This is a genomic window from Flavobacterium sp. KACC 22758 (genome assembly GCF_028736135.1).
Taxonomy (GTDB): Bacteria; Bacteroidota; Bacteroidia; order Flavobacteriales; family Flavobacteriaceae; genus Flavobacterium; species Flavobacterium johnsoniae.
Genome location: NZ_CP117878.1, coordinates 2776101 through 2789279 on the forward strand (window position 1 = coordinate 2776101; position 13179 = coordinate 2789279).

Below are 13179 nucleotides of genomic sequence, written 5' to 3' on the forward strand. Positions count from 1 at the left end.
AACAAATTAAAACCGCAAATCATGGCAAATCAATTTGAAGAAGTAATTGCAAAAGCTTATACAGCCTTTAATGAAAGAAAAATAGACAATGCATTATCTACGATGCAGCCAGATGTGCAATGGTCTAAAGCCTGGGAAGGCGGTTACATAAGCGGACACGATGAAATTAAAAAATACTGGACCAGACAATGGACTGAAATAAATCCAAAAGTTGACCCAGTTGGTTTTAATCAAAGAGAAAATGGCAGTCTTGAAGTAAAAGTAAATCAAAACGTAAAGGATTTAGAGGACAATATACTATTTGACGGATTCGTAAAACACGTTTATACTTTTCAAAATGGTTTAATAAAAACGATGGATATTGAATTGGTTGAGAATAATTAGTTTTTAAAAAACTACATTCCCGGCCAATATAAAAAATTAAATTTATGTCCGTCTGGATCAGTAAAACCAAAAGTATAGCCTACTTCAAAATCTTCGGGTTCAGAGAAAATTACGCCTCCGGCTTTTTTTACTTTTTCCAGCCATAAATCGATTTCTTCCCTGCTGTCTGCAGATAACGAAAAGATAATTTCATTTTCAGTTTCTGTATTGACCGGTTTACCTTTTAAAGCCCATTCAAACCTTTTAGCGGTAAAAAAGTTAATTATAAAATTGCTGTCGGCAAAAGCAAAACTTACTAATTCGCTTGTTTCTTTTCCGTTCTGTTTAAAGCCCAAAGCAGTATAAAACTGAATTGTTTTTTGTATATCGTTAGTGGCTAAATTTGCCCATATTATTCTGGTTTTCATACTATTTTGTTTTTTTATAAAATCGTTAATAGATTAAAATTAAGCATTTTATGCGTAATTATCCTTTTGAATTTTTAATTGATTAGAAATAGAGATATTTCTTATATTCGCTTTATACACAATTATCGTTTATGAAACTTTTCAGAACATTCTCTTCTCTGCTGACACTAATTTTAACTGGATGCATAGGCAACATGAATCCAACAGGCGGAAATTCTGCACCTAATTACCCTTATTTTATTACAACAGAACCTGTGGTGGTTAAAAAAATAACAGTACCTAAGGGAACAAAATTGGTGTATGAAGAACGTATGTTTTTAGAAGGAAAACAAGATAAAATGATGAGTGAACAAAGGCTTATAGAAATTGAGTTTCCTGCCGGACAAACCATAAATTGGGGCGGTGTTCCTATAACATCGATCAATAAGTTTTTTAATTCTGAAATGCGCGGCTACACGGTTTATGCTAAGTTTGATGAATTGAGTGAGAATAAGAAAACGAAATTTTCTGAATTATGGCAGAACTGTAGTAATGATTTGGGAATTACAATAAAAAATACCGACGACTGGTCTTTTAACAAACAAAATATTGCTGATGTAAATGACTGCAGTGTCCTTTACCAGCGCTATTTTAAAGATGATGAAAAACAGCAGGCTTATTTGAATGAGATTTACGCAGCGCTTTTAAAAGTAGATTTGAAGTAATTTTTTAAAGAATTCAGAAGCAAAAAAAATATGTTTGAAACCAGATGTAATTAGAGAAGTTGAGTATTTCTAAAAAAAAACTCCTTAATTTCTTAAGGAGTTTTTTGTGGGCGATGAGGGGTTCGAACCCCCGACCCCCTCGGTGTAAACGAGGTGCTCTGAACCAGCTGAGCTAATCGCCCTATTTTACTAGGCTGCTATCGTTTGTGATTGCGAGTGCAAATATACAGCTAGATTTTGTATTTGCAAGTGTTTTTAGAAAAAAAAGATAAAATATTTTGTTCCATACTGTTTATCAAACTTTTACAGTTCTAATACTCAAGTAAATATATAAAAAAGCTCCTTAATTTCTTAAGGAGTTTTTTGTGGGTGATGATAGCTTGTTCCGATTTTTAATCGGAAGGTTCGAACCCCCGACTACTTCCGATGAAAAATCGGAATGCTCTGAACCAGCTGAGCTAGTCTTTATCATCAATTAATTTCTGAACTTTAATTCTGCTTTTCCAGGATTTAATTTGTAATTCTCTTTTATGTGCAAGTTCTTTTGTTTCGTAGTTTTCAGTATAAACTACTTTCCAATCATTTACATTTCCAGTAAAACTTTTGCTTTTTTGATTATGACGAATAACTCTTTCTTCTAAATTAGAAGTAAATCCAATATAGAATTTGTTTTTACTTTCACTAAATAAGATATAAACAATAAAATTCATAAAATGTATATAAAGCAAAAAACTCCAAAATCGTATGACTTTGGAGTTTTTGGAATTTTGTGGGCGATGACAGCTTGTTCCGATTTTTCATCGGAAGGTTCGAACCCCCGACCACTTCCGATGAAAAATCGGAATGCTCTGAACCAGCTGAGCTAATCTCTATCATCAATTAATTTCTGAATTTTAATTCTGCTTTTCCAGGATTTAATTTGTAATTCTCTTTTATGTGCAAGTTCTTTTGTTTCGTAGTTTTCAGTATAAACTACTTTCCAATCATTTACATTTCCAGTAAAACCTTTGCTTTTTTGATTATGACGAATAACTCTTTCTTCTAAATTAGAAGTAAATCCAATATAGAATTTGTTTTTACTTTCACTAAATAAGATATAAACAATAAAATTCATAAAATGTATATAAAGCAAAAAACTCCAAAATCGTATGACTTTAGAGTTTTTGGAATTTTGTGGGCGATGAGGGGTTCGAACCCCCGACCCCCTCGGTGTAAACGAGGTGCTCTGAACCAGCTGAGCTAATCGCCCTATACTAGGCTGCTATCGTTTGTGATTGCGAGTGCAAATCTACACCTAGATTTTGTATTTACAAGCATATTTTGAAAAAAAATGAAATATTTTTTCAAGTTTTTATTTAGAAATCTATTTTTCAGACTCTTAAAAAACAAATAAAATTTACTAATTTCTTATAATTTAGTTAAAAAGTTAAATTGAGACTCCTAATTCTTAATATTCCTTTGTAGTGATTCGACTTAGTTATACATTTGCATACCTAAAAATAGTAAATTCTAATGGCACGATATAAAGAAAATGATTTACCAAAATCAAAAATAACGGCTACTTCACTTAATAAAGCAAAAACAATATTTACATACGCAGGAAACCATAAATGGAAATTTTTCATTGGCTTAATTTTTCTGCTTTTAACTGGCGCCACTGCCCTTGCCTTTCCAAAATTGATGGGAATGCTGGTAGACTGCGTTAAAAACAAAGACAACGACGAAGCAAATACAATAGCTTTGGGATTAATTGCTATTTTGTTTCTACAGTCTTTTTTCTCATTTTTCAGATTGTCATTATTCGTAAACTTTACCGAAAATACACTGGCAAACCTGCGTCTGGCTTTGTATACCAATTTGGTTAAACTGCCAATGACTTTCTTTTCTCAAAAAAGAGTTGGAGAATTAAACAGCCGTATCAGCGCTGATATTACACAGATTCAGGATACCTTAACCACTACAATTGCAGAATTCCTGCGTCAGTTTATATTGATTATTGGTGGTGTAATCTTATTAGCAACAGAAAGTTTAAAATTAACTTTATTAATGCTTTCTGTAGTTCCGTTAGTAGCCATTGCTGCTGTAGTTTTTGGAAGATTTATTAGAAAATATTCTAAAAAAGTACAAGATCAGGTTGCCGAAAGTCAGGTAATTGTAGAAGAAACAATGCAGGGAATAAGTATTGTAAAAGCTTTTGCAAACGAATGGTATGAAATTGCACGTTATAAAGGTAAAATCAGCGATGTTGTAAAACTGGCTATTAAAGGAGGTCAATACCGCGGTTATTTTGCTTCATTTATCATTTTCTGTTTATTTGGAGCTATCGTAGCGGTAGTTTGGTTTGGCGTTCGTTTAAGTATTGCCGGCGAAATGAGCGTTGGTCAGTTAATTTCATTTGTATTGTATTCTACTTTTGTTGGAGCTTCTTTTGGCGGAATTGCCGAATTATATGCCCAAATCCAAAAAGCGATTGGTGCGACAGAAAGAGTTTTTGAATTATTAGACGAAAACCCAGAGAAAATCAACTCAAATTCAAACCAAAACAAAGAAAAAATCAAAGGAAACGTTACCTTTAATAACGTTGCTTTCAGCTACCCTACACGTCAGGAAATTCAAGTTTTAAAAGACGTTAATTTTAAAGCTGAATTTGGACAGAAAATTGCCATTGTCGGGCCAAGCGGCGCCGGGAAATCAACTATTTCTTCTCTATTATTGAGATTCTACGATATTACTTCGGGAGAAATTACAGTTGATGGTAAAAATATTTATGATTATGATCTTGAAGATCTTCGTGGTAATATGAGTATTGTTCCTCAGGATGTAATTCTTTTTGGAGGAACTATCAGAGAAAATATCGCTTACGGAAAACCGGATGCTACAGATGAAGAAATTATCCAGGCTGCAAAACAAGCCAATGCTTTTAATTTTGTAGAAGGTTTCCCGGAAAAATTTGAAACTTTAGTTGGAGAACGCGGTGTTAAACTTTCAGGCGGACAGCGCCAGCGTATTGCAATTGCAAGAGCTTTGCTTAAAAACCCAAGTATTTTAATTTTAGACGAAGCAACTTCATCTTTAGACAGCGAAAGCGAAAAACTGGTTCAGGAAGCTTTAGAGGTCTTAATGGAAGGAAGAACAAGTATTATCATTGCTCACCGTCTTTCGACAATTAGAAACGCTGATAAAATCTTAGTTCTTGATAACGGAAAAATCTCAGAAGAAGGAACACATCAGGAATTAATAAATCTGGAAAACGGAATTTATAAAAACTTAAGCAATTTACAGTTTAGTAATTCTTAGATAAATTCTAAATTCAAATAATACAACAAACCTGATAGGTTTTAAGAACCTGTCGGGTTTAATACTCAAATAAATGAATAAAAAAAGCTCCAATAAATATTGGAGCTTTTTTTATATAATCTGTAAACTGAGACAGAAAACTGAAAACTAATTATTTCCCTTTTCTGCGTTTACGTTCTGCTTTAATCATTGATAATTCACGGCTTGTCTGCCCAGCTACCGAAGTATTTTCCTCAGCACGGCGAATCAAGTACGGCATAACATCTTTAACAGGTCCAAACGGAAGATATTTTGCTACGTTATAACCATTTTCAGCTAGATTGTAGCTGATGTTATCGCTCATTCCGTATAATTGTCCAAACCAGATTCTGTTGTCATTTTTAGCAATGCCTTTTTGAGCCATGCTTTCCATAAGTTTGTAAGAACTTAATTCGTTGTGAGTTCCTGCAAAAATTGACATAGTTTCGATATGATCTAACATATAATTAACAGCAGCATCATAGTTTATGTCTGTAGCCTCTTTTGATACACAAATTGGCGAAACATACCCTTTTTCTTCTGCACGCTTGTTCTCTTTTTCCATATAAGCACCACGAACTAATTTCATTCCAATAAAGAAACCTTCTTTTTTAGCGATTTCGTGCAGTCCTTTTAAATAATCCAAACGATCCCAACGGTACATTTGAAGTGTGTTGAAAATAATCGCTTTTTCTTTATTGTACTTACGCATCATATCCGTAACCAATTCATCAGCAGCATCCTGCATCCAGCTTTCTTCACCATCAATTAATAAAGCCACATCTTTTTTATGAGCTTCACTGCAAACCTGATCAAAACGCGCCACTACTCTATTCCATTCTTCTTGTTCAGCAGGACTTAAAGTTTGTTTCTCACCTAATTTCTCATACAATTCAAAACGTCCTAAACCTGTAGGTTTAAATACTGCAAACGGAATCGCTAAACGTTCTTTTGCAAATTCAATAGTTTTTAAGGTCATTTCTAAAGCAGCATCAAACTGTTCCTCTTCTTCTTTACCTTCAACTGAATAATCCAGTACAGATGAAACGCCTTTTGTAAACATTTTATCAACTACAGTTAAACAGTCATTTTCGTTTACACCGCCGCAAAAATGATCAAAAACAGTAGCACGAATTAACCCTTCAACCGGAAGATGTGCTTTAATAGCAAAATTGGTAACAGCTGTTCCAATTCTTACTAATGGTTCACTGTCAATCATTTTAAAAAGAAAATAAGCCCTGTCAAGTTCTGTGTCACTTTTAAGTGAAAAAGCAACTTGAGTGTTATCGAATATTTTTTCCATTAAATTTAGTTTTTGTGCAAAGATATAGAGTGTTTTGAATATTCTTTACGAAATCGTGTGAAATTTTTACAAATTATCAATGTTAAAGAAATTTAGTATTAATACTTTTTATAAAGCTTATTGAAGATAATTACGTATTTATGATAAAGTAGGAATTTACTTTATTTTATATATTTGCAAAAAATATAATATTGCTATGAGTACCGCAAAAATTGACCGCATAATTAATGAAACGAAGGAGAAGAAAAAAATCTCAAATTTTGTAACTCTTTCATTTATTATATCATTACTTATAATCGATTTTCTTCCATATTTCAAAAGTCTGGAAATTATCAATCCGCAATTTCTCTACTTATCGGTTATTAATCTAATCCTTGGTATTTATTTTTACTTTAACACTAATGTACTTTCTAATACTGTTTTTTCATTATTAAAACGCAGTTATATTTTTAGATTATATCTGGCTTTTATTTTTTTATGCGGAATTTCATTGTTTTCAGCCACAAATTCTTCTTTAGTTTTTACAAAATTCACCGAAATAGCAATTGTATTTTGTCTTTTTATAAATCTCACTATTCTACTTAAAGACAAATTAGACCTGCTGTATAAAATAGTATTGATAATTGGTATCAGCGCCTTTTTTCAATCGCTGCAGCAATTACAAAATTTTCTCATCATTCCTAAAAAAACTTCAATTGTCGATCTTCTTTGGGGCATGAAAGGAAATACGGGAAATATAAATATACTTGCTGCCAGTCTTACTATTAAAATTCCATTTCTATCACTGGGGATTACACATTTTAATAGTTATAAGAAAATATTTTTTACAGTTACCCTGTTCTGTGCGGTATCAGTTATTTTTTTAACAGGAGCAAGAACTCCATTAATTAACCTGTTTTTAATATTTTTTATTTATATCGTTTATCTGCTTAAAGAAAACACTTTCAGTAAACCAGGTTTTATAAAAATTATATACTTGATTGTTCCTGTTTTATGTGCTGTTTTGTATACAAACTCAATTTTTGAAAAATCTAAAGACAACAATCGATATGTTGCATTAGAAAACAGAATTCAAAGAATTAACGCTGAGGATAATTCGTCAAAAGCAAGGCTTACATTTTGGGGAAATGCTTTTGAAATGATTAAAAAAAATCCAATACTTGGCATTGGATTAGGTAATTATCAAATAGAATCTATTCCGTATGAAAAAACTACTTCTTACGATTTAATTGTTTCCCTTCATGCACATAATGATTTTATTGAAATTTCTGCAGAAACAGGAATTATAAATGGCTTGATTTATTTATCCATTTTTATACTTATTTTCAGTATTAATTTAAAAAATGTTCTAAAATCAAATGATTCACATACAAGATTAACAGCGCTTTTGACCTTAATGCTGGTTATTGTTTATGGAGTTGATTCCTTTTTTAACTTTCCTATGTACAGACCAACAATGTCTATTTTCTTTAGTTTAATTCTGGCCTTTACTATTCTAAATAATTTTAAAGACAAAGATTTACAGCAAACTTCAAATAAAACTATTAAGATTATAGCTCTGACTTTAATTGTGGTTTCTTTAATTACCAGTTATTCTGCGTTTTTAATATATAGAGCATCAAATCTGGAATATTTAATTGTAACAGATAATATAAACGTAAATACTAAAGGAGCTCTTAACGGTGACGAAGTGATGAGAAGAATGCCGGCATATCCTAATGTTTTTAATACTTCAGAGTCATTTTATGAATATGCGGGGATTTACTATATCCGGGAAAAGAATTACAGCATGGCCTTAAAATGTTTTTTGAGAGCCTCAAAAATCAACCCATATTTAGGCAGAATCGATTTTTACAAACACGTTATTTCTAATGAAAAAGGAAATATTGACAGCGCTTATATATATGTAAAAAAAGCATTTTACAGATACCCTGTAAATTACGGTATTTACTCCATATCAGCAGCCATGGCGGCAAAAATGAAAGACACTACAGAAATTTTAAAAGAACATGCACTATTTAGTAAATATAGAAACCATCCGGAAGAATTGAATCTAACCTTGTCAAATCTACAAACGGCAGGTTATAACTATAAATCACAACTGAATTTTATAAACAAAAGCTTAATCAAATCTCCTGCAGACAGTACATTATTAAAAAAGAAAAAAGATTTACTTGTAACGGATTATCTTGTAAAAGGTCAAAGTTTTGAATCTCAATCAAAATTAGATAAAGCACTGGAATACTATGAAAAAGCTTTAAAAATAGATCCCAATAGTCCATATCCATTACAAAATATAGGGTTTTATTATTATAAAGCCGGACAGGATAAAAAAGCAATAAGTTACCTATTGAATGCTTTAAAATATCCCGGACTATACGATGGAAAAACAGAATTTTTTATTGGAATATGTTACTTGAGAGAACAGGATAAAGCAAATGCCTGCAAATATTTTAATATCGCCAAGAACAAAAAATATTCTCAGGTAAATCAATCAATTTTGCAAAGTTGTAAATAATATCTGCTTCTTTTTTCAAAGAGAAATGAATATTACTTAGAATCATTCGTTTTAAAACAAATAAGGCTTAAAGTTTGAATATTATTTAGCTTAAAATGCTTTATTTTTGCGCTTTCAATTAACCAAAGAAATTATGCAGTCTATACAAGCAAATAATTATCTCGTGCATTTTAACCAAAATGCTTACGAAGCCTTAAATAAACATTTAAAAGAAAATAAATACTCAAACATTTTTATCATTGTTGATACTGAAACAAATGAGTATTGCCTTCCTAAGCTTCTTCCTATAATTGAAACTGATTTAAATATCGAAATTATCGAATTTGAAGCAGGTGAAGCCAATAAAAATATTGAAACCTGTATTCAAATATGGCATGTTTTAACTGAGCTTGGTGCTGATAGAAAATCTCTTATTATTAATCTGGGCGGCGGAGTTGTTACAGATTTAGGAGGCTTTGTTGCTTCTACATTTAAAAGAGGTGTTGATTTTATAAATATTCCAACAACATTATTGTCTATGGTTGATGCTTCTGTTGGAGGAAAAACCGGTGTCGATTTAGGAAACCTCAAAAATCAGATTGGTGTAATCAATGTACCTCAAATGGTTTTAATTGACACTCAATACCTTGAAACTTTACCACAAAGCGAAATGCGTTCAGGACTTGCTGAAATGCTTAAACATGGTTTGATTTACGATGCTCCATACTGGAGAGAATTCCTCGATATATCATCTATTGATTATAACGGATTAGACGAGTTAATTTATCGCTCTGTTGAAATTAAAAACGAAATCGTAATTCAGGATCCAACAGAAAAAAATATTCGTAAAGCATTAAATTTTGGTCATACATTAGGACATGCCATTGAAAGTTACTTTTTAGAAAGCGAAGACAAAACAACTTTACTTCACGGTGAAGCAATTGCTGTTGGAATGATTCTTGAAAGTTACATTTCGCTCCATAAAAATTTAATTTCAAAAGAAGAATATATCGAAATTAAAACAGCAATTCAGTCTATTTATGATCAGGTAATTTTTGAAGAAAATGACATCAATCCTATTCTAGAATTACTGGTTCATGATAAAAAAAATGAATACGGCTTAATTCAATTTGCATTAATTGAAGGAATCGGAAAAATAAAAATTAACCAATCGGTTGAAAATAAATTAATTCTGGAAGCGTTTCAAGATTATAAATCTTAATTTTTTTTTAATCAAAACCGTTGCTTTTGGTATATTTTATTTTTTACATTTGCCTCGATGAAAACAAACAATAAACAAAGACAATTCAGCTCTTACAGAAACCGTCTCAATAGTTCTTTACTAAGGATGTTGAACCGTTTTTACAATAGCAAAAGCCCGTTTTGTTTTGATGTTTTCTTATGCTCAAAAGCAGAACACGAAAAACTGCAAATTGTATTTGCCAATATTAGAGTTTGAATTTAAGATTTAGCCGAGATTTTTTACTAAATTTAAATAACAAATTAAAATATTGAAAACTAAATGAATACAAAATATTCTGATCTAATAAACCAAACATATTATTTCCCGCAAGAAGAGTTTAAACTAAATAAAGACAACTTATTGTTTCACAACATCGATTTGATGAAATTGGTAGAACAATATGGAACACCTTTAAAGTTTACTTACCTGCCGCAAATTTCTGAAAATATCAACAAGGCAAAATCTTGGTTCAGAAAAGCAATGGAAAAAAATAAATACGAAGCAAAGTATTACTATTGCTATTGTACAAAAAGCTCTCATTTTGAATATATTATGAATGAAGCTTTCAAGAATAACATTCATATTGAAACTTCATCAGCATTTGACGTTAATATTGTTGAGAATTTATTAGAAAATGGTAAAATCAACAAAAGTACTTATGTAATTTGTAACGGTTTTAAAAGAGACGAATACATTTCAAATATTGCTAGATTAATCAATAACGGACATAAAAATACTATTCCTATTATTGATAACTATGAAGAGCTGGATTTACTTCAGGGAGAAATTAAAGGTAAATTCAAAATTGGAATTCGTATTGCAGCCGAAGAAGAACCTAAATTTGAGTTTTATACATCAAGATTAGGAATTGGATATAAGAACATTGTTTCTTTTTATAAAAAACAAATTCAGGAAAATGACAAATTAGAGCTTAAAATGCTTCACTTTTTCATTAATACCGGAATCAACGATACTTCATATTACTGGAACGAGCTTGTAAAATGTATTAAAGTATACATTGCGCTTAAAAAGGAATGCCCTACTCTTGATGGTTTGAACATTGGAGGCGGTTTCCCAATTAAAAACTCGCTTGCATTTGAATATGATTACCAATATATGATTGATGAAATTATCAATCAAATTAAAATTGCCTGCGAAGAAGCAGAAGTTGATGTGCCAAATATATTTACAGAATTTGGTTCATTTACTGTAGGAGAAAGCGGTGGTGCAATTTATCAGATTTTGTATCAAAAGCAGCAAAATGACAGAGAAAAATGGAATATGATCGATTCATCTTTCATCACTACTCTGCCTGATACCTGGGCAATCAATAAACGTTTTATCATGCTGGCTATAAACCGCTGGAATGATACTTACGAGCGGGTTTTGTTAGGAGGTTTAACTTGTGATAGTGATGATTATTACAATTCAGAACAAAATATGAACGCAATTTACCTGCCTAAATACAATAAGGAAAAGCCATTATACATTGGTTTCTTTAATACAGGAGCCTATCAGGAAACTATTGGAGGATACGGAGGATTACACCACTGTTTGATTCCGCAGCCAAAACATATTTTAATTGATCGTGACGAAAACGGAATTCTTGCAACAGAGGTTTTCTCTGAGCAGCAGACTTCTGATGATGTTTTAAAGATTTTAGGCTACAAGAAAAAATTGTAAAAAAAATCTGCAAATTAAAAAGTTATTTTCTATAAAATTCTTAATTTGCATATACAGTAAAAAGGTTAAAAACTTTTAATTCAAAAAAAACAAAAAAACAAAAACAAAATGAAAGGACCAATCAGTCAGTTTATTGAAAAACATTATTTACACTTTAACTCTGCTTCACTTGTGGATGCAGCCAAAGAATACGAACAACAACTGGCTAATGGCTCAAAAATGTTGGTAAGTATGGCTGGAGCTATGAGTACAGCCGAAATAGGTAAAATTTTCGCTGAAATAATTAGACAAGATAAAGTACAAATTATTTCATGTACTGGAGCCAATCTAGAAGAAGACATCATGAATTTAGTAGCTCATTCTCACTACGAAAGAGTTCCTAATTACCGTGATTTGACCCCAGAAGACGAATGGGCTTTACTGGAAAGAGGATTAAATCGTGTTACTGATACTTGTATTCCTGAGCATGAGGCTTTTAGACGTTTACAAAAACATATCTATAAAATCTGGAAAGATGCTGATGATAAGGGAGAACGTTATTTCCCGCATGAATTCATGTATAAAATGTTATTATCAGGAGTTCTTGAAGAATACTACGAAATTGATTTAAAAGACAGCTGGATGTATGCTGCAGCTGAAAAAAACTTACCAATTATTGTTCCTGGATGGGAAGACAGTACAATGGGTAACATCTTTGCTTCTTATGTGATTAAAGGTGACTTAAAAGCATCAACAATGAAATCAGGTATCGAATACATGACTTTCCTTGCTGACTGGTACTCTAAAAACAGTGCTAACGGAATTGGATTCTTCCAAATTGGAGGTGGTATTGCTGGAGATTTCCCAATTTGCGTTGTACCAATGTTATATCAGGATATGGAAATGCATGACGTTCCTTTCTGGAGCTATTTCTGCCAGATTTCAGATTCAACCACTAGTTATGGTTCATATTCTGGAGCTGTTCCAAATGAAAAAATCACATGGGGTAAATTAGACATTAAAACCCCTAAATTTATTATTGAGTCGGATGCTACAATCGTTGCACCATTAATTTTTGCATATTTATTAGATTTATAGGATATTTTTATGAAAAGAGTTATAGTAGACTACGCCAAACTGACAAATGAAATTTTAAACCTTTTGGTTGAAAAATTTCCTGATGGTTATGATGATTCGGATGTTATCCGTTTTAGAAACGCTAAAAACGAATTAGTAGAAGCTGTTGAAGTTCGTACTGAAGACACTATTTATTTAGTAAAAATCAGTACTAAACTGGCTGACAGAATCGAAAATTATGATGAAGATGACGATATCGATCTTGATGTTGACACAATCGAACCAGTAAAAGGTATTGATCTTGATGATGAAGCTGATGACGATGACGATGATGACACTCAGGATAAACCAGATACTGACGGCGGCGATGATGACGATGACGATGATGACAGAGATAGAGATGATATCGCTGACGATGAAGATGATGAAGATGACGAAGATTAATTATTCGTTTTAAAATAAACTAAGGAACTCATTTAGGGTTCCTTTTTTTATGAAATTAGATTGGTAAATAAAATTTTATTTAATTATAAGAAAAATACTATATTTATATTTTGGATTTAGTTCCAGATATAAATATTCGCCGC

At 31.6% G+C, this 13179-nt stretch carries 12 protein-coding genes and 4 tRNA genes; 8 read left to right on the plus strand and 8 right to left on the minus strand.

Annotated features, from left to right (window positions below; all coding sequences use genetic code 11):
• The first annotated feature begins 21 nt into the window (after nt 1–21).
• Nucleotides 22–384, plus strand: coding sequence for a nuclear transport factor 2 family protein (locus tag PQ462_RS11970; protein ID WP_274253674.1), 363 nt, complete (start codon nt 22–24; stop codon nt 382–384).
• A gap of 11 nt (nt 385–395) precedes the next feature.
• Here the strand turns inward: PQ462_RS11970 and PQ462_RS11975 are convergent, their stop codons facing one another.
• The gene (locus PQ462_RS11975) at nt 396–791 is read right to left on the minus strand and encodes a VOC family protein (protein WP_274253675.1); all 396 of its coding nucleotides are present in this window, start codon (nt 789–791) and stop codon (nt 396–398) included.
• Nucleotides 792–922: 131 nt separating this feature from the next.
• Here PQ462_RS11975 and PQ462_RS11980 point away from each other — a divergent pair, with 131 nt between their 5' ends.
• Nucleotides 923–1495, plus strand: coding sequence for a hypothetical protein (locus PQ462_RS11980; protein WP_274253676.1), 573 nt, complete (start codon nt 923–925; stop codon nt 1493–1495).
• A gap of 107 nt (nt 1496–1602) precedes the next feature.
• On the opposite strand, the gene PQ462_RS11985 is transcribed toward PQ462_RS11980, so the two are convergent.
• From PQ462_RS11985 to PQ462_RS12010, 6 genes are all read right to left on the minus strand, one after another.
• Nucleotides 1603–1677: transfer RNA gene (locus PQ462_RS11985), tRNA-Val, on the minus strand.
• A gap of 216 nt (nt 1678–1893) precedes the next feature.
• Nucleotides 1894–1955 (minus strand) — tRNA-Lys (locus tag PQ462_RS11990).
• Entirely contained in the window at nt 1954–2205 is a 252-nt protein-coding gene (locus PQ462_RS11995) for a GIY-YIG nuclease family protein (RefSeq protein ID WP_274253677.1), read from the minus strand. Before PQ462_RS11995 ends, PQ462_RS11990 begins: the two co-directional genes overlap by 2 nt.
• Nucleotides 2206–2297: 92 nt before the next feature.
• A tRNA-Lys gene (locus PQ462_RS12000) sits at nt 2298–2359 on the minus strand.
• Complete coding sequence (locus PQ462_RS12005; protein WP_274253678.1) at nt 2358–2609, minus strand: GIY-YIG nuclease family protein; 252 nt, start codon at nt 2607–2609, stop codon at nt 2358–2360. The genes PQ462_RS12000 and PQ462_RS12005 overlap by 2 nt, the downstream gene beginning before the upstream one ends.
• Before the next feature lie 60 nt (nt 2610–2669).
• Nucleotides 2670–2744, minus strand: a tRNA-Val gene (locus tag PQ462_RS12010).
• 263 nt (nt 2745–3007) lie between these two features.
• Between PQ462_RS12010 and PQ462_RS12015 the strand changes: the two genes are divergently transcribed.
• Nucleotides 3008–4792, plus strand: coding sequence for an ABC transporter ATP-binding protein (locus PQ462_RS12015; protein WP_274253679.1), 1785 nt, complete (start codon nt 3008–3010; stop codon nt 4790–4792).
• Between the two features lie 151 nt (nt 4793–4943).
• On the opposite strand, the gene PQ462_RS12020 is transcribed toward PQ462_RS12015, so the two are convergent.
• Complete coding sequence (locus PQ462_RS12020) at nt 4944–6113, minus strand: proline dehydrogenase family protein (RefSeq protein WP_149207233.1); 1170 nt, start codon at nt 6111–6113, stop codon at nt 4944–4946.
• Between the two features lie 196 nt (nt 6114–6309).
• Here PQ462_RS12020 and PQ462_RS12025 point away from each other — a divergent pair, with 196 nt between their 5' ends.
• From PQ462_RS12025 to PQ462_RS12045, 5 genes are all read left to right on the plus strand, one after another.
• Nucleotides 6310–8631, plus strand: coding sequence for an O-antigen ligase family protein (locus PQ462_RS12025; RefSeq protein ID WP_274253680.1), 2322 nt, complete (start codon nt 6310–6312; stop codon nt 8629–8631).
• 133 nt (nt 8632–8764) lie between these two features.
• On the plus strand, nt 8765–9832 hold the full coding sequence (gene aroB / locus PQ462_RS12030; RefSeq protein WP_274253681.1) for a 3-dehydroquinate synthase: 1068 nt from the start codon (nt 8765–8767) through the stop codon (nt 9830–9832).
• Between the two features lie 300 nt (nt 9833–10132).
• Complete coding sequence (locus PQ462_RS12035; protein ID WP_012024871.1) at nt 10133–11536, plus strand: decarboxylase; 1404 nt, start codon at nt 10133–10135, stop codon at nt 11534–11536.
• Nucleotides 11537–11644: 108 nt separating this feature from the next.
• Nucleotides 11645–12613 (plus strand): deoxyhypusine synthase family protein, encoded by a 969-nt coding sequence (locus PQ462_RS12040; RefSeq protein WP_012024870.1) that lies wholly within the window; start codon nt 11645–11647, stop codon nt 12611–12613.
• Nucleotides 12614–12622: 9 nt separating this feature from the next.
• Nucleotides 12623–13036, plus strand: coding sequence for a DNA primase (locus PQ462_RS12045; RefSeq protein ID WP_274253682.1), 414 nt, complete (start codon nt 12623–12625; stop codon nt 13034–13036).
• Nucleotides 13037–13179 lie beyond the last annotated feature (143 nt).

Bases quoted from the DNA above. Each gene is read 5' to 3' on its own strand.
- PQ462_RS12035 (WP_012024871.1), top strand. From the start codon at position 10,133: ATGAATACAAAATATTCTGATCTAATAAACCAAACATATTATTTCCCG.
- PQ462_RS12020 (WP_149207233.1), bottom strand. From the start codon at position 6,113: ATGGAAAAAATATTCGATAACACTCAAGTTGCTTTTTCACTTAAAAGT.
- PQ462_RS12005 (WP_274253678.1), bottom strand. From the start codon at position 2,609: ATGAATTTTATTGTTTATATCTTATTTAGTGAAAGTAAAAACAAATTC.
- PQ462_RS12040 (WP_012024870.1), top strand. From the start codon at position 11,645: ATGAAAGGACCAATCAGTCAGTTTATTGAAAAACATTATTTACACTTT.
- PQ462_RS11975 (WP_274253675.1), bottom strand. From the start codon at position 791: ATGAAAACCAGAATAATATGGGCAAATTTAGCCACTAACGATATACAA.
- aroB (WP_274253681.1), top strand. From the start codon at position 8,765: ATGCAGTCTATACAAGCAAATAATTATCTCGTGCATTTTAACCAAAAT.
- PQ462_RS11970 (WP_274253674.1), top strand. From the start codon at position 22: ATGGCAAATCAATTTGAAGAAGTAATTGCAAAAGCTTATACAGCCTTT.
- PQ462_RS11980 (WP_274253676.1), top strand. From the start codon at position 923: ATGAAACTTTTCAGAACATTCTCTTCTCTGCTGACACTAATTTTAACT.
- PQ462_RS12025 (WP_274253680.1), top strand. From the start codon at position 6,310: ATGAGTACCGCAAAAATTGACCGCATAATTAATGAAACGAAGGAGAAG.
- PQ462_RS12015 (WP_274253679.1), top strand. From the start codon at position 3,008: ATGGCACGATATAAAGAAAATGATTTACCAAAATCAAAAATAACGGCT.
- PQ462_RS11995 (WP_274253677.1), bottom strand. From the start codon at position 2,205: ATGAATTTTATTGTTTATATCTTATTTAGTGAAAGTAAAAACAAATTC.
- PQ462_RS12045 (WP_274253682.1), top strand. From the start codon at position 12,623: ATGAAAAGAGTTATAGTAGACTACGCCAAACTGACAAATGAAATTTTA.